17 protein-coding genes are annotated in these 14,651 nt (G+C 65.3%); 5 read left to right on the forward strand and 12 right to left on the reverse strand.

What is annotated here, in order from left to right; genetic code table 11:
• Positions 1 to 2 precede the first annotated feature (2 nt).
• Genes MSP7336_RS02240 through MSP7336_RS02250 form a run of 3 tightly spaced genes read right to left on the reverse strand, consistent with a single transcriptional unit; the run spans position 3 to position 2,577 of the window.
• Complete coding sequence (locus MSP7336_RS02240; protein ID WP_069396920.1) at positions 3 to 611, reverse strand: histidine phosphatase family protein; 609 nt, start codon at positions 609 to 611, stop codon at positions 3 to 5.
• Positions 611 to 1,909: a glutamate-1-semialdehyde 2,1-aminomutase gene (gene hemL, locus MSP7336_RS02245; protein ID WP_069396921.1), complete on the reverse strand. Its 1,299-nt coding sequence runs from the start codon at positions 1,907 to 1,909 to the stop codon at positions 611 to 613. The genes MSP7336_RS02240 and hemL overlap by 1 nt, the downstream gene beginning before the upstream one ends.
• A 59-nt stretch (positions 1,910 to 1,968) precedes the next feature.
• Positions 1,969 to 2,577 (reverse strand): methyltransferase family protein, encoded by a 609-nt coding sequence (locus tag MSP7336_RS02250; protein ID WP_232321065.1) that lies wholly within the window; start codon positions 2,575 to 2,577, stop codon positions 1,969 to 1,971.
• Between the two features lie 100 nt (positions 2,578 to 2,677).
• Between MSP7336_RS02250 and MSP7336_RS02255 the strand changes: the two genes are divergently transcribed.
• Positions 2,678 to 3,073: a nitroreductase family deazaflavin-dependent oxidoreductase gene (locus MSP7336_RS02255; protein ID WP_113962955.1), complete on the forward strand. Its 396-nt coding sequence runs from the start codon at positions 2,678 to 2,680 to the stop codon at positions 3,071 to 3,073.
• Positions 3,074 to 3,128: 55 nt separating this feature from the next.
• Positions 3,129 to 3,461: a nitroreductase family deazaflavin-dependent oxidoreductase gene (locus tag MSP7336_RS02260; protein WP_425325729.1), complete on the forward strand. Its 333-nt coding sequence runs from the start codon at positions 3,129 to 3,131 to the stop codon at positions 3,459 to 3,461.
• Between the two features lie 6 nt (positions 3,462 to 3,467).
• Here the strand turns inward: MSP7336_RS02260 and MSP7336_RS02265 are convergent, their stop codons facing one another.
• Genes MSP7336_RS02265 through MSP7336_RS02275 form a run of 3 tightly spaced genes read right to left on the reverse strand, consistent with a single transcriptional unit; the run spans position 3,468 to position 7,603 of the window.
• The gene (locus MSP7336_RS02265) at positions 3,468 to 5,339 is read right to left on the reverse strand and encodes a DUF1214 domain-containing protein (protein ID WP_113962957.1); all 1,872 of its coding nucleotides are present in this window, start codon (positions 5,337 to 5,339) and stop codon (positions 3,468 to 3,470) included.
• Positions 5,340 to 5,354: 15 nt separating this feature from the next.
• Entirely contained in the window at positions 5,355 to 6,506 is a 1,152-nt protein-coding gene (locus tag MSP7336_RS02270) for a histidine phosphatase family protein (RefSeq protein ID WP_113962958.1), read from the reverse strand.
• Between the two features lie 23 nt (positions 6,507 to 6,529).
• The gene (locus MSP7336_RS02275; protein ID WP_069396926.1) at positions 6,530 to 7,603 is read right to left on the reverse strand and encodes a histidine phosphatase family protein; all 1,074 of its coding nucleotides are present in this window, start codon (positions 7,601 to 7,603) and stop codon (positions 6,530 to 6,532) included.
• A gap of 148 nt (positions 7,604 to 7,751) precedes the next feature.
• On the opposite strand from MSP7336_RS02275, the gene MSP7336_RS02280 reads away from it, so the two are divergent.
• Positions 7,752 to 8,981: a helix-turn-helix domain-containing protein gene (locus MSP7336_RS02280; RefSeq protein WP_113962959.1), complete on the forward strand. Its 1,230-nt coding sequence runs from the start codon at positions 7,752 to 7,754 to the stop codon at positions 8,979 to 8,981.
• A 5-nt stretch (positions 8,982 to 8,986) separates the two neighbouring features.
• On the opposite strand, the gene MSP7336_RS02285 is transcribed toward MSP7336_RS02280, so the two are convergent.
• Both MSP7336_RS02285 and MSP7336_RS02290 read right to left on the reverse strand, forming a co-directional pair.
• Positions 8,987 to 9,598 (reverse strand): TetR/AcrR family transcriptional regulator, encoded by a 612-nt coding sequence (locus tag MSP7336_RS02285; protein WP_069396928.1) that lies wholly within the window; start codon positions 9,596 to 9,598, stop codon positions 8,987 to 8,989.
• Positions 9,579 to 10,442, reverse strand: a complete 864-nt coding sequence (locus MSP7336_RS02290; RefSeq protein WP_113962960.1) for an oxygenase MpaB family protein — start codon at positions 10,440 to 10,442, stop codon at positions 9,579 to 9,581. The genes MSP7336_RS02285 and MSP7336_RS02290 overlap by 20 nt, the downstream gene beginning before the upstream one ends.
• A 127-nt stretch (positions 10,443 to 10,569) precedes the next feature.
• Between MSP7336_RS02290 and MSP7336_RS02295 the strand changes: the two genes are divergently transcribed.
• Both MSP7336_RS02295 and MSP7336_RS02300 read left to right on the forward strand, forming a co-directional pair.
• On the forward strand, positions 10,570 to 11,352 hold the full coding sequence (locus tag MSP7336_RS02295; protein WP_113962961.1) for a class I SAM-dependent DNA methyltransferase: 783 nt from the start codon (positions 10,570 to 10,572) through the stop codon (positions 11,350 to 11,352).
• 81 nt (positions 11,353 to 11,433) lie between these two features.
• Positions 11,434 to 12,294 carry an alpha/beta hydrolase gene (locus MSP7336_RS02300; protein WP_244917399.1) on the forward strand — a complete coding sequence of 287 codons (861 nt, stop codon included), beginning with the start codon at positions 11,434 to 11,436 and terminating at the stop codon, positions 12,292 to 12,294.
• Between the two features lie 5 nt (positions 12,295 to 12,299).
• Here MSP7336_RS02300 and MSP7336_RS02305 read toward each other — a convergent pair whose 3' ends face one another.
• From MSP7336_RS02305 to hemB, 4 genes are read right to left on the reverse strand one after another with little or no spacing between them, the layout of a single operon-like run.
• On the reverse strand, positions 12,300 to 12,548 hold the full coding sequence (locus MSP7336_RS02305; RefSeq protein WP_181786518.1) for a hypothetical protein: 249 nt from the start codon (positions 12,546 to 12,548) through the stop codon (positions 12,300 to 12,302).
• Entirely contained in the window at positions 12,545 to 13,090 is a 546-nt protein-coding gene (locus MSP7336_RS02310; protein ID WP_069396932.1) for a DUF3093 domain-containing protein, read from the reverse strand. The genes MSP7336_RS02305 and MSP7336_RS02310 overlap by 4 nt, the downstream gene beginning before the upstream one ends.
• A gap of 57 nt (positions 13,091 to 13,147) precedes the next feature.
• Positions 13,148 to 13,639, reverse strand: coding sequence for a hypothetical protein (locus MSP7336_RS02315; RefSeq protein ID WP_232321067.1), 492 nt, complete (start codon positions 13,637 to 13,639; stop codon positions 13,148 to 13,150).
• On the reverse strand, positions 13,636 to 14,616 hold the full coding sequence (gene hemB, locus MSP7336_RS02320) for a porphobilinogen synthase (RefSeq protein ID WP_113962963.1): 981 nt from the start codon (positions 14,614 to 14,616) through the stop codon (positions 13,636 to 13,638). Before hemB ends, MSP7336_RS02315 begins: the two co-directional genes overlap by 4 nt.
• Between the last annotated feature and the right edge of the window lie 35 nt (positions 14,617 to 14,651).

A 14,651-nucleotide genomic window follows, 5' to 3' on the forward strand; every position in this document is an offset into this window, starting at 1 on the left:
CGTCAACAGCCACCCGGTTCGGTGTACTCGACGTCGACCAGGCGGTCGCCGTCGTAGACCAATGAGGTCACCGACGCCACCGCGCACTGCCGACGACGCGGGTCGTGCCAGAGCCGCCTGCCGGTCAGCGCCAGCCGCAGCGTCCACACCGGCAACTGGTGGCTGACGCACACCGCCTCGTGGCCCGCGGCGCGAGCGCGCGCCTTGTCGACCGCGGTCGTCATCCGCGCCGCGATCTGCTTGTAGGGCTCGCCCCAGGATGGGGTGATCGGATTGCGCAGGTGCCACCAGAAGCGCGGGTCGCGCCAGGCGCCGTCGCCGGGCCCGAGCCGGTGGCCTTCGAAGACGTTGGTCGATTCGATGAGGTCGGGATCGGTGTCCACCGGCAGGTCATGGGCCGCCGCGATCGGCTCGGCGGTCTGTTGGGCCCGCTGCAGCGGGGAGGCGATCACCGCGACGACGTCACGGTCGGCCAGCGCGTCGGCCACCGCCTGCGCCTGCCGTCTTCCCTTGTCCGACAAGCTGAATCCGGGCAGTCGGCCGTACAGCACGCCGTCCGGGTTGTACACCTCGCCGTGGCGCACCAGGTGAATGCGGGTCTGTTCGGCCATCAGGGTGTCGACTCCCGGGCAGCGGCCGCGGCGGCCGCCGGTAGTGCGTCGGCGATCCGGTCGAAGGCGTCGTCGTCGAGGGCCGCCGAGACGAACCACGCCTCGAAGGCGCTGGGCGGCGGGTAGACGCCGGCGTCGAGCAGGGCGTGGAAGAACGGCGGGTAGCGCCACGTCTGACTGGCGCGGGCGGTAGCGAAGTCAGTCACCGACTCCTCGGCGAAGAACACCGACAGCATATTGCCTGCCCGCGGAATCTGATGCGGCACACCAGCTTTGGTCAGGGCTTCAGAAAGCAGACCGGCGAGCCGGTCGGCGTTGGCGTCCAGCGCCGCATAGACCGCGTCGTCAGCGGCGCGCAGCGTCGCCAACCCGGCGGCCACCGCCACCGGGTTACCGGACAGCGTCCCGGCCTGATACACCGGTCCCAGCGGCGCCAGCCGTTCCATCACGTCGGCACGCCCGCCGAACGCCGCGGCCGGCAACCCGCCACTCATCACCTTGCCGAATGTGAACAGGTCGGCATCCACCGGATCGATTCCATACCAACCGCTTCGGCTGACCCGGAACCCGGTCATCACCTCGTCGACGATCAGCAGCGCACCGTGCTCGGCGGAGATTTCCCGCAGCGCGGCGTTGTAGCCCGGTACCGGCGGGACGACGCCCATGTTGCCGGGACTCGCTTCGGTGATCACTGCGGCGATCTGGTCGCCGAACCGGCCGAAAGTCTGCTGCAGCGCGTCGATATCGTTGTAGGGCAACACAATCGTGTCGGCCGCGGTGGCACCGGTGACACCCGGCGAGGACGGTAGCCCCAGGGTCGCGACGCCGGACCCGGCGTCGGCCAGCAAGGCGTCGACGTGGCCGTGGTAGCAACCGGAGAACTTGACGATCTTGGCGCGACCGGTGAAACCGCGGGCCAGTCGCACCGCGCTCATGGTCGCCTCGGTGCCGGAGTTCACCAACCGGATGCGCTCCACGGGCGCCATTCGAGCGATGATCTCGGCGCCCAGCTCGGTCTCGGCGGGCGTGGGCGCACCGAACGACAGGCCGGTGGCGGCGGCCCTGGCCACCGCGTCGACCACCGCGGGATGCGCGTGGCCGAGGATCATCGGCCCCCACGAACAGACCAGGTCGACATAGCGGTTGCCGTCGGCGTCGGTGAGCCAATAGCCGCTGGCCTCGGTGATGAAGCGCGGGGTGCCGCCGACCGCCTGGAACGCCCGAACCGGGGAGTTCACCCCGCCGGGGATGACCGCGCAGGCGTCGTCGAACAGCTTCGCCGAAGCGTCGGTAACCATGCCCACCAGTGTCCCAGCCGCGGTAAACGCATCGACTACAGGGTGTAGTCGTTACCTCATCACAGATACCTTCGGACCCGTCGGCAATACTCGGCATACTGCTGCCCGTAGTGTTGGCGCATAAATTCCTCCTCGCGCAACACTTGCCGGTGAACCAGCCAACAGCCAACGACAAGGTAGGCCAACGGAATCCAATTGGGAAAGACCAGAAATTCGCCTATCAAAACCAAAGCAAACCCGACATAGATCGGGTTGCGGCTGAACGCAAACACGCCCGCCGTAACAAGCTGATCGGGATTGTCGGCATCGATTCCCACGCGAAAACTCCTGCCGAACGACACCAGGCTGAGTATCAACATGAGCAGGCCGCCGGCGCAGAGTCCGACGCCGATCCACCCGACGAGCTCGGATTCAAACAGCTTGTGCCGGCTTAAGAGAGGCCAATCGAATGCGGCCGCGAAGACCGTATAGAAGTAGAACAACGCAAACGGCGGAATCAAGAAGTCCTTCTTATCCATGCTGGCGAAATGCATGGCTTGGGTGCCTTCACGCCTCAACTGGATGACCCGGGTCACCACGGACCCGAGCAGAACGACCAGCGTCAGGGCGGCCAAGTATCCGGTCATGGTGGTCCTATCGCTCGAAAATTCATCATTCGATGAAGTCATCGTGCGATGAATATTGCCCGGCGGACGATGGCCGCGTCAAGGGGCCTTCCGGTGCGATTGCGGGTTGAGTTGGACAGCCGACGACAGTTGGATGGACCCCATGCAACTACCGCAGCGACTCGCGCGTTTCAACCGGCACGTCACCAACCCCATCCAGCGGATGTGGGCGGGTTGGGCCCCCTCGTTCGGCATCCTCGAGCACGTCGGGCGGCGTTCCGGCAAGCTGTACCGCACCCCACTGAGCGTTTTCCCCGCCGACGTCGACGGCAAGCCCGGCGTGGCGATCATGCTGACCTACGGCCCGGACCGCGACTGGCTGAAGAACCTCACCGCGGCCGGCAGCGCACGGCTGCGCCGTCACGGCAAAACGTTCGGCGTTGCGCAGCCGCGGATGGTCACCAAGGCCGAGGCGGCCGAGCATGTCACGGGTGCGTGGCGGCCGATCTTCGCCCGGTTGCCGTTCGAGCAAGCGGTGCTGTTGACCAAAACCGATTAGCGTGCTGTTCTCTCGCGAGCATGCCCGGTTCAACCGCCGGGTTACCAATCGCATTGTGTTGCCACTTTCGGGCTGGCTGCCCATGTGGTCGGTGGTCGAGCATGTGGGACGGCGCTCCGGCAAGATCTACCGCACGCCGGTGTCAGCGTTTCGCACCCAGGATGGCGGTGTTGCGATCTTGCTGCCGTATCGGCCGGACCGGGATTGGGTGAAGAACCTGCACGCGGCCGGCGGTGGCCGGGTCAAACTGTACGGCAAGACATTTGACGTCACCGATCCTCGCGTGGTGCCGACGCGGGAAGCGCTCGGCTTGCTGAAGTCACCCTGGCGCCAGCTGCTGGGGTCGACCGGGGTCGAATCGACGCTGCTGCTCACCCGCGCCGGCTGAAGACTGTCAGGGCAGCAGATCCAGCGCACTGGTAAGGGTCTGCAATATCCCTTGATTGATCTGTTCCAGCGAAGCCCACAGCGGCACAGCGTCATCGAACGATGTCGAGTCGCTTGCATTCATCACCGCGACGGCCAGATCGTCGCGTGCATTGAGGATGCCGGCGGTGATACTGGTGACCGGGTCGGTCAGCATATTTTCGAAAACGGTCGCAAACGACGGCGCGCCCAGGCCACCCTGGACGGCTTCCTGCAGACTCAGCACCGAGAAGATCACCGGCAACTCGATGTCTTTGATCGCCAGCGGCACATTATTGATGATGGCCGTCAGGGTGTTCTCCGGATCGGCCAGCATCGCGTTGACGATGGTCACGATGTTCGGAATCAACTCCGGTGACGTCAGCCGATCCACTACCGATGGCACGTCCTGGGGAACGCCGAATACCGTTGTCTGACCGCCGAATATCTCGTTGAACTGCTCGGCGCCCATCGCCGCTTTGATCTGGTTGTACTCGAGGTTGCCGGCCAGCCAGGCCAGGCCGTTGTTCTGATGGTGCGCGTAGTCCCATTCAAACAAGCGCTCTTGGAGGTCGGCGGCACGTTCGGCAGGAGTGATCAGCGGAGTGTCGGCCGGAAGTTCCTCGCGGACGTCGGCGATGTCGACCACCTCGGCTTGTACCGGCGTGGTCGCAATCTCACCGGACAGACCTTGCCACCGCAGCCAGACCTCTCCGTGGTCGACACCACCGGTGTCGAGCCAGTTCGCGACACCGGGGTCTTGACTGCTGATGACGTAGTAGGTGAAGCCGTCGGCAGCGTGGAACACCTGGGTGTCATTGAGGTTTCCGGTCGCGGTCACCGGTGCGGCGGTCTGCCCAAAAGTGTTGGCAAGCATCGCGCTTGAATACGCAGCGTCGACGTCGGGCACCTTGAGAATCAGCGCCTGACCGGGTTCGAGCGAGAAATTGCCCAGGCTGCTGATCTGATTGTTGCCCGGCAGCAACGGCCCGGGCATGAACGGGACAGTCGGCTGGATGGGGCTGAATGTGTTGTCCGGGAGCGACTGCGGGACATCCATCTGGCCGAAGTAGGTCGGGGACAGATTCTCTCTGACTTCGTTGCCGGCGACGGTAGCCAACAGCGACGAGATCTGGTTCTCCGATAGCAGCGGCAGCATGTTCGACTGGGTGACACCCTCTTCCTGGATGGTGAGGCTGTCGTGTATCTGGCCCCAGTCACCGACGGTGTCACGAATGATCACCCTGTCGCCACCGCCGATATCAACCCAATTGCCTTGCTGGACAGTGGCACTCAGGACGATGCTGTAACTCCCGTCGGGATTGGGCGTGGCGTTCGCCAAATTGAAGCCCCGCAACGGCGTGTAATCGACCGTCACGCCGTCACCCGCATTGACGGCGAAGGTCAGGTCTTGGGTGCCGGGGCCTGGGTAGACGGTGATCGTGTAGGTGTGGTCCGGGTCGACGGGCAACACGCCGTATTGGGCGTCGGGATTGGCGAGCGTCAAGAATTGCTGCATGTTGGTGGCTGGGGCATTCCATGGGTACGGCGCCCATGGAATGCCCAGAGAGTCGAACTGCGAGAAGGTCAGCGGGGGCAGCTGCGAAGCAAGCAGAGTGGAAGCGAGATTCTGCGAATACTCGTGCAGCATGGGACCCACGTCGGTCGGCCGGACAAACGGAAAGCCACTGGTATCGGCCTCGACTTGCTGTTGGGCCTGAATGAGTTGATCGATCACCGGTTGCAGCGGGTTCGGCTCGGCGACCGCGTGCGGAGACAGCGTGAACAACGCCAGCGCGCCGGTCGCCATGCTGGCCGCCGTCCCGGCCAGCCGAACAACTCGCTGCGATCCGGTTGCCATCGTTCTCCGTGCAGCTTAGAACAATGCCGCGAAGATGTCGCTGAACATCATCGCCGTATCCCCTGCCGCTTGTCCGCCGGTGTCGTTACCGATGTTCTGAATGGCGTCGACGATGTCGTTGAACATCGCTTCGGGCAACTGGGCGACCGCGGTGTTGAGGTTTTGCGTGCCAACTTGAATCGCATCTTCGATGGTCGTCAGATCCCCGCCCATCAATGCCTGCCAGATGTTCCAGGTCTCGGTTTGCTGCACGATGATCACGTGGCGGAGGTCCACGAGCAGCTCGGTCAACAATCCCGGATCCTGCGGGATCATCTGGCCGTTCCAGCTGACCAGCGTCCAGCCGTCGGTGGGATTGCCCTTGATTTCGACGACGCCGCCGTTGGGCAGCAGCGGATATCCGTCGTTGTCGGCCAGGATGGTTTCAATGGTCAGCGGCAAGAAGAACGAGATGTCGGGATTGTTGACGTTGAGCGTGACCCAGGCAGCAAGGTCCGCTTCGTTGTTGAACGCCACCGCGGTGATCTCACCGTTGTCGCTGACGACCGGATTGGCCATGGCGGCGTTGTACATCGTCTCGACAGCGTCGGTGAATTTCTCGTTGAGCACCACGCCGTTGGGGTCCTCCACCGAGCCGGGTATGGGCACTCCCACAAGTCCGAACAGGGTCCACAACATCGGGGTCAGTTCGTAGAGGTAGCCGTACAGGCTTGACAGTGGCGCGCCGGCATAGATGCCGCTGTCAATCTCGTTGAGGCCGGACAGGATCTGGATATCATGATTTTCCAGATCGGCGAACGGCGCGGCGGTATTGATGTCCCTGATCGCCTCCCCGGAGAAGATCCCGGCGACATGGTCGCCGAGCTCGTCGTGAAGTTGGTTCGCGACATCCTGCGCCTGTTGTTCACCGAGCTCACTGAGCGGAGGCCCGGGGTGATCCGGCGAGGGGGTGACGACTTCGTTGGCCGGCGGCATCCGTTGTCCGTGCCGCACGAAGTCGATGACGATATCTTGCGCATCTTGCGCATCTTGCGCTTCGTCGCTGGTGAGTTGGATGTCGATCGGGTGCACGTCGGGGCCGGGTGTCGCCATCGGGGTAATGGCGATGACGCCGGCGCCGATCAGGGCCACGGCGGCGACGACGTACGGGCGATACCTGACCTGCATCCTGCTGCCTTTCTGGATCAGCTTTAAGCGCCGAGGTTCGTCAGCGCGTCGACGATGTCGGTGAACACCGCTTCGGGGAATTGGGCCATTGCGGTGCCGACGTTTTGGATGCCTTCGGCAAGCGTGTCCTGGATCAGCGTCGGATCGCCGTTGAGGATTGCCTCGAAGATGTTCCATTCCGCTACCTGCACCGGCAGCGCCACATCACGCAGGTCGACGAACAGGGCCGAGAGCAGATCAGGATTTTCCGGGATGGCTTCGCCGTCCCAGCTGACCAGCGTCCAGCCGTCGGTGGGGTTGCCCTGAATTTCGACGATGCCGGTGTTGGGCAACAAGATTGTGGAAAGCCCGTTCGGGACGGTGTGGGATTCGGCGATGCGCTCTAAAAAGAACGGAATATCGGGGTTTTTGACGTTCATCAGCGCCCAGACAAAGATCGACGCTTCGCTGTTGAACGCCACATCGGTGATCTGGCCGTTGTCGCTGACGACCGGGTTGGCAATGGCGGCGTTGTACATCGTGTCGATGGCGTCGGTGAACCTGTCGTTGAACACCACTCCGTTGACGTCGGACGAGCCCGGGGCGGGCAGCAACGCCAGGCCGAATGGCGCTCCCAGCGACCACGCGCCCGCGGTCAGGAAAGCGATTCGCCCGCCGAGGCTTTCGATCGGATCCAGCGCGTAGATACCGGCGTCGATTTCATTCAGCCCGGGCAGTATCTGCGAGGTCATGTGCTCGAGCTCCGCGAACGGCGCGGCGGTTCCCATCTCCCGCAGGCCCTGCCCTTCGAAGATGCCGGCAACCGGGCCGAGTTCGTCGAACAGTTGATTCCCGACGTCCTGCGCCTGCTGCAAGCCGTGCTCGCTGAGCGGAGCCCCTGGAAACGCCGGAGACGGAGTGAGCAGGTTCTCGAACGGCGAGATCATCTCCGCGTGCCGCACGACGTCGATGACGACATCTGGCTCGTCGCCAGCAGTGAGCGCAATGTCGGCCACATGGCGATCAGGGCCCGGCGCTGCTATCGGGGTGACGGCGATGACTCCGGCGCCGATGACCGCGATGCCGGCAGTGACGTACGGGCCAAACCCAAGCCGCATGCTGCGCCTCCCGACCTGACAAAAACCTGAGAGATTTGTTACACCACGCTTAATGGTCCCGGTTGACGGGGCCGTAGAACAGGGGCATTACGCACCGACAGCAATCAATAGTGGTGCATGGTGCACCTGTGCCGGTTACGCTCCGCGGATGGACTGGGATCAGCCGTCGAAGCGGGTGTGCGAGCTGATGCAACTGGGCGCCAGGATGATCATCGACAGCCCCGAGGACCGACTCGATCGGATAAACAAGGCGACCCTGACGCCGGAGTACATGCGCGCCATTGCCAGCGATCCGGTGCTCGCCGAGGCGGTCCGGCGCAGCAATCGATCGAATCGGCTGCACTGGGCGGCCGCCAACATCAGCCACCCCGGTGAGCCCGTACCGCCCAATCTCGGGCCGGAGTCGCTCACCATCGCGCGGCACCTGGTTCGGCGCGGCCTGGACGAGTCGACGGCGGTGGACGCATACCGGGTCGGGCAAAACGTGGCGTGGCGGGCCTGGATGCAGATTGCGTTCGCGCTGACTTCTGATCCCGACGAATTGCGTGAGCTGCTTGATGTCTCGGCGGCCTCGATCGGGTCGTTCATCGACGCCACGATCGCCGGCATCTACCACCAGATGCGGCTCGAACGCGATGAGCTCACCCGCGGAACGCACGCTGAACAACGGGAAACTGTCGCGCTCATCCTCGACGGTGCACCCATCACACCGCAGCACGCCGAGAACCGCCTCGGTTATCGCCTTGGCCAGAGCCACACCGCGGCGGTGATCTGGGGGGACGAATCGACCACGACTTCGTCCGACTTAGACCGTGCCGCGGATGCGTTGGCGCACAACGCCGATGGGCGCCGATCGCTTTCGGTGCTGGCGGGTGCCGCCACCCGATGGGTGTGGGTGCCCGGCGCCGACGGCCCGGATCTGACCGGTGTTGCCGCAGCGATCAGTCAACTGCCCGGCGTGCGAATCGCCGTCGGCCCCACGGCGGCGGGAATCGATGGCTTCCGGCGCAGCCATTTCGACGCGATCACCACTCAACGCACGGTGGTGCGGCTCGGCTCGACCCAGCGAGTTGTCGGCTTCACCGATGTTGAGCTGATCGCGCTGGTCACCGCCGATCCCGAACGGGCGGACCGCTTCATCAAACACACCCTCGGTGAGTTCGAGTCGGCGGACGCCGAACTGCAGCGAACGGTTCTCACCTTTATCCACGAGCAGTGCAACGCCTCGCGGGCGGCTGCGAGCCTGTTCACACATCGGAATACGTTGTTGCGCAGGCTTGCCCGCGCTGACGAGCTGCTGCCGAAGCCGCTCAAGGAGAGTAGCGTACATGTTGCCGTGGCGTTGGAAGCTTTGCGCTGGCGCGGCGCGGCGCGTTAGGGCTCTCAGACCGGCACAGTGCGCAGCGCGGCGGGAAGACTGGGCAAAAAGTGTTCGGTGGCGAACGCTCGCAGGTCGTCGGCGGTGCGCAGCGGGCGGCGGCTCGGCAGCAGCAATACCATTGCCGCGTAACGCAAGATGGTCTCGGCCAGCTCGTCGACGGCGGCTGACCCGATGCGCTCGGCGAACCCATCGGGGAAGATCACCCGCAGCGCGGCCGCCGTCCGCTCGACCGCGGCACCCCAATGCTCGTTCGCCAACTCGAGCGTCAAGCCGGGCTCTTCGGCGATCATCCGGGTAAGCACGCGATGCCGGCGAAACCGCATGATCGACAACACAAACGCCTCGACATAGTAATTCGACTGCGGCCGGCGGCTTTTCAGTTCGTCGGCGATGTCGGCGAACAGCGCCGCGTTCTCCCGGTCGATGACGGCGGCCACCAGCTCGTCGCGCCCGGCGAACCGTCGGTAGATGGTGGTGCGGCTGACCCGGGCGCGTCGGGCAACGTCGTCGAGCGCGACCCGGCGAAAGCCGTGCTGCTCGAACTCGACGACCGCGGCGTCGAGGATGGCGCGCGTGGCCGGATCGACGGAGCCCTCAGCGGGCGAAGCCGGCACGAGCAAACCTGTTGTAGCGCAACCGTATCGGTAGATGATCCCACAGCCAGTTGACCGGCGCCGAACGGCAGATGGCGGCGAAGCGCTGATAACGGCGCTCCTGGCGCGCACTCCACGGCAGGTTGAGCAGGCTGCGGGCCTGTGGCGGCAGCCCGCCGGTGGTCAAAAACGCCGCCACCGGGTTGAACAGCGGCGAAATCATCCGCCATACCAGCGGCGGCACGCCCTTGGGGCATGGAAAGCCCTTGGTGACATATCCGACGCCGTATTTGGCGGTCTTGTGCGCCACCACCACGTTGTCGAGCATCTCGGACCAATAGCGTTGGAACTCGGCGTAATCGGCCGGCATGAAGCGATCACTGACTCCGTAGCGGCGATACCAGGTCTTCGACTCGAGGTAAATCTGCCGCTTCTCCTCGTCGGTGAGTCGCTTGACGAAGGTGTCGGCGAAGTAGAGCACCTGGTCGACGAAGGTGGCGTGTGCCCAGTAATAGGTCTGCGGATCCAGCGCGTGGTAGCGCTCGCCGGTGGGCATCGTGCCCTTGATCTCGTGGTGGAAGTCGCGCACCTGTTGGCCCGGATTGTCGTCGTCAGAACCGTAGACAGTCATGAAGATGGGCGGCAGCGAACGCTTGACCCGCGCGGCGGTGTCGGAAAAGAACACCGAGTGATCCAAGACGCCCTGCCCGAGCTCGGCGAGCATGTTCTGCAGCACCGCGGGCCGTGGGCCGACCAAGAACATGCGGTTGTCGCCGAAGTAGCGCCACACCAGCGATCGCGGACCCAGCGGCAGGGCCTCGGCGGTCTCGGGGGCGGTCTCGGGCTGCCGAGCGAGCTCCGTCATGCGGAACAGTGTTACATATTCTGGCCTTTGTACCAAGCCCTCGGTCAGGGGCGCCCGCGCCCCACGGCGGCGATATCACGCAGACCCCCGATAACGAAACGGTTACGGCGAGTGTTAAAGTTGCTTAGTGACTTCGCAGATATACCGAATTCAATTTCCACCCGCCAATTCAGAACGACTTGCCCAAGACGAGGTCTTATTCAAGCTGATCGAGAATGGCGAGTCACGCGAGCTGCGGTTTCACGATTACGCGGAGATCTACAAGCGCCCGGGCCTGTACGAGGAGCTTTTCTACGGACGGCTGCGCTGCAATTCACCAGGCAAGGTCATGGAACTCCTGCAACGCGCGTTGCGCACCGAGCGCGAGCCGCTGACAGAGTTGCGGGTGCTCGATCTGGGCGCCGGCAACGGGATGATGGGTGATGAGTTAAAGCGTGAGGGAATAGCCCGATTGGTCGGTGTGGATATCGTGCCGGAGGCGCGCGATGCCGCCTACCGGGACCGGCCCACCGTCTACGACGCCTACTACATCGCGGACCTGGCGGATCCGGACCCGCAACTGCACGATGAACTCGCCGAGTGGAGTTTCGACTGCCTGACCTGCGTCGCGGCGCTGGGATTCGGCGATATTCCACCGCGGGCGTTTTTCAACGCGATGAAGCTCATCAAGACTCATGGCTGGTTGGCGTTCAATATCAAGCATTCATTTTTGAACCCGGATGAGCAGACCGGATTCTCCCGGCTGATACGCGCCCTCATCTTTTCGAAGTATCTCGATATCTACCACCTCGAGTTGTATCGCCACCGGCTGTCGATGGAGGGTACGCAGCTGTTCTATTACGCGTTCGTCGGCCGGTTGACCGCATCGATTCCGGACGACTTTCTGGAGGCTCACGGCATCGGCGGCTAGCTGGCCCGGCTCCCCCGGGCCGGTTGGTCTCAACTTGTCATCGATTCGATTGCGTCGCCGGGGAGCGCCGGTCCACGCGGCATGATGTCGCTCATGCTTGAGCTGTCTCGTCGTGCCCTGCTGCGTCTGGGTGCCGGTGCGACGCTTGGCGCGACGGGTGTGTGGGCGCTGAGCGGCTTGCTGGATCCGTCCGAAAGCCCGGCAACCCCAACACCAATCGAGCCGGTGGCCGGCGGCAGCGCGTTTCCGACCCGGGTGTCCGGCTCGTTCATCTCGGCGGCCCGCGGCGGCATCGAGACGAACTGGATCATCGCCCGGCCACCCGGCCAGACCGGGATGCTGCGGCCGGTGATCGCGCTGCACGGCAAGGACAGCGACGCGGCCGGTGTGATGGGCCTCGGCGTCGAGGAGGGCCTCGCCGAGGTGGTCAGGGCCGGCCGGGCGCCGTTCGCCGTGGTCAGCGTCGACGGCGGGAACAGCTACTGGCATCGGCGGGCCAACGGCGAGGACTCCGGCGCGATGGTGCTGGACGAGCTGCTGCCGCTGCTGTCCACCATGGGGCTGGACACCTCGCGGGTGGGTTTCATGGGCTGGTCGATGGGCGGGTACGGGGCGATGTTGCTGGGCGCCCGGCTGGGCCCGCAACGCACCGCCGGGATCTGCGCGGTGAGCCCGGCCCTGTATACGTCGTACGCGGGCAGTGCGGCCGGCGCCTTCGACAGCTTCGACGACTGGGTGCAGAACTCCGTGTTCGGCCTGTCGGCGCTGTCGTCGATTCCGCTGCGAGTGGACTGCGGCACCGGTGACCGTTTCTACCCGGCCACCCGCCAATTCGTCGCCCAGCTGCAGACACCGCCGGCGGGGGGCTTCCCGCCCGGCGAACACGACGTGGCGTTTTGGCGTGCGCAGCTGCCGGCCGAGCTGGCCTGGATGACGTCCTGACCGGGTTACCGGCTGTATCGGCTCCGCCGCAGATCGGCCAGCCCGACCACCACCAGCACGCCGGTAGCCGCCGCCAACAGCAGGGTCAGCAGCAGCATCGGCGGGTCGTACGCCACGGACGTGGTGACAGGCTGGCCGTCGAGCACCGGCTCGATGAATTCAACGGACCGTACCTGTGCGGCGGCCAGCACACCGGCCGCGGCGGCCGCGCAGGCCGATAGGAGTTCGATGATCGCCCGACGACCCGGCCTCACCAGCGCGACCCGGCGTCGTCATCGTCGTCGACTTCCGGTTCGGGGACAGTCTCGACGCGTTCCTCGACCAACGGGGTCAGCGCCGCCCGCAGCAGCCGGTGACGCCGGGCCCAGGCCTGCGCGTGACGGCCGCCGGTGAGCCGCAGTCCGATGCCCACCCGTCCTTTGGGCACCCCGGTCAGCTCACCGAGTGCGCGCGCCGACTGCCAGCGCTCCAGCTCCTTCTCGGTGGCCAGCGGATTATCGGCTTCGGGATAGACCCGCACGATGTCGGCCACTTTGATGGTCTCGGTGCCCTGGCGCAGCGTCTGGGGGGTCAATTCGACCGAGGTGTGGATGCGCGCGGCCTTCACCTGCAAGGCGACGAACGCGGAAACGATCACCAGGAAGAATCCCGGGACCAACGGCTGCCACCCGTAGCCGCCGGAATGCTCGATCAGCAGCATCGCCGCCGCCGACAGTGGACCGGTCAGCACCCAGTACCAGCTGGCGCCTACCTCGCGGAACAACGGAGCCTGTTTGGTGTCCGTGTCTGTGGTCACTGCACTTCCATCTCTGATCTCGCCCGGCGACACATGGCCGTGGATCAGCCTAATCGGCTACCTGGTGAAGTAGGCGTGGGCGTCGGGACGGTGCAGTAGATACATGCCGCCGGCGATCAGCACGCAGCCGACGATGCCGGTGACCGCACAGATCACCGCGGCCAGCGGCGGCCAGTCCGCGCGGAACAGCCGGGTACCGACGTAGACGATGGCGGCCACGCCGCCGCCGGTCAACACCGTGCGCGCCCAGCGATATCCGGCGCGCATCAGGATCAAAAACGTCACGACCATGGCGCACACCACCAGCGCGAACAGCCCGGAGGCGACGTAGACCAACCCCGATGCGTGATGGCGCGGCGAGGCGACCAGGTCAACCGCGTAGCCGGTCACCATCAGCGGCACGGCCGCCAACCACAACCAGAAGCCGGTATCGACGTCCACCGGCCGGGTGGGCGGCGTTGGCGGTGCCGGTAAGCCCGGAGGCACCGGCGGTACCGGCGGTCCCGGCGGCCCGGGCGGGTAACCCGGCCAATTCGCCGGGCCGCTCATGACAGCCAGCCCGCCGCCTCGGCGGCCCAGTAGGTCAGCACGATGTCAGCACCGGCGCGGCGGATGCCGGTCAGCGACTCCAGCACCGCGGCGCGACGGTCGATCCAGCCGTTGGCCGCGGCTGCGGAGATCATCGCGTACTCCCCCGACACCTGGTAGGCGCCAACCGGTACGGGAGATATCGACGCCGCGGCCGAGACGATGTCCAGGTAGCCCATCGCCGGTTTGACCAGCACGATGTCGGCCCCCTCGTCGAGATCCAGCTGCACCTCACGCTGCGCCTCGCGGGCGTTGCCCGGCTCCTGCTGATAGGTGCGGCGGTCACCGGACAGGCTGGAGCTCACCGCCTCCCGGAACGGCCCGTAGAACGCCGACGCGAACTTGGCGGCATAGGCCATGATCACCACGTCGGTGTGCCCGGCGGCGTCCAGCCCGTCCCGGATCGCGGCGACCTGCCCATCCATCATCCCGCTCGGCCCCACCACGTGGGCGCCGGAATCTGCTTGCGCCACAGCCATTTCCACATATCTGGCCAGGGTAGCGTCGTTGTCGACCCGGCCGCGAGCGTCGAGGACCCCGCAATGCCCGTGGTCGGTGAACTCGTCGAGGCAGGTGTCGGCCATCAGCACGGTAGCCTCGCCGAGGTCTTTGGCCAGATCACGTAGCGCCAGGTTGAGGATGCCCTCGGGGTCGGTGCCGGCCGACCCGACGGCGTCTTTGTCTTGCTCGCGAGGCACCCCGAACAGCATCAGCCCGCCCACCCCGGCCGCCACCGCGTCGGCGGCCGCGCTGCGCAGCGAATCGCGGGTGTGCTGGACGACACCGGGCATCGAGGCGATCGGTCGTGGCTCGTCGATGCCGTCGGCGACGAACATCGGCAACACCAAATGCCGTGGCTCGACCGATGTTTGGGCGACCAGGCGGCGCATCGCCGGGCTTGAGCGGAGCCGACGCGGGCGCTGCCGGGGGTAGGGCATTACTGCCTCCCGTGACGACCCGCTGCGCCCGGCCG

It is taken from the genome of Mycobacterium shimoidei (assembly GCF_900417275.1).
Taxonomy (GTDB): Bacteria; Actinomycetota; Actinomycetes; order Mycobacteriales; family Mycobacteriaceae; genus Mycobacterium; species Mycobacterium shimoidei.

Coding starts and splice junctions, on each gene's coding strand:
- MSP7336_RS02240 (WP_069396920.1), bottom strand. CDS start 611: ATGGCCGAACAGACCCGCATTCACCTGGTGCGCCACGGCGAGGTGTAC.
- hemL (WP_069396921.1), bottom strand. CDS start 1,909: ATGGTTACCGACGCTTCGGCGAAGCTGTTCGACGACGCCTGCGCGGTC.
- MSP7336_RS02250 (WP_232321065.1), bottom strand. CDS start 2,577: ATGACTTCATCGAATGATGAATTTTCGAGCGATAGGACCACCATGACC.
- MSP7336_RS02255 (WP_113962955.1), top strand. CDS start 2,678: ATGCAACTACCGCAGCGACTCGCGCGTTTCAACCGGCACGTCACCAAC.
- MSP7336_RS02265 (WP_113962957.1), bottom strand. CDS start 5,339: ATGGCAACCGGATCGCAGCGAGTTGTTCGGCTGGCCGGGACGGCGGCC.
- MSP7336_RS02270 (WP_113962958.1), bottom strand. CDS start 6,506: ATGCAGGTCAGGTATCGCCCGTACGTCGTCGCCGCCGTGGCCCTGATC.
- MSP7336_RS02275 (WP_069396926.1), bottom strand. CDS start 7,603: ATGCGGCTTGGGTTTGGCCCGTACGTCACTGCCGGCATCGCGGTCATC.
- MSP7336_RS02280 (WP_113962959.1), top strand. CDS start 7,752: ATGGACTGGGATCAGCCGTCGAAGCGGGTGTGCGAGCTGATGCAACTG.
- MSP7336_RS02290 (WP_113962960.1), bottom strand. CDS start 10,442: ATGACGGAGCTCGCTCGGCAGCCCGAGACCGCCCCCGAGACCGCCGAG.
- MSP7336_RS02300 (WP_244917399.1), top strand. CDS start 11,434: ATGATGTCGCTCATGCTTGAGCTGTCTCGTCGTGCCCTGCTGCGTCTG.
- MSP7336_RS02315 (WP_232321067.1), bottom strand. CDS start 13,639: ATGAGCGGCCCGGCGAATTGGCCGGGTTACCCGCCCGGGCCGCCGGGA.
- hemB (WP_113962963.1), bottom strand. CDS start 14,616: ATGCCCTACCCCCGGCAGCGCCCGCGTCGGCTCCGCTCAAGCCCGGCG.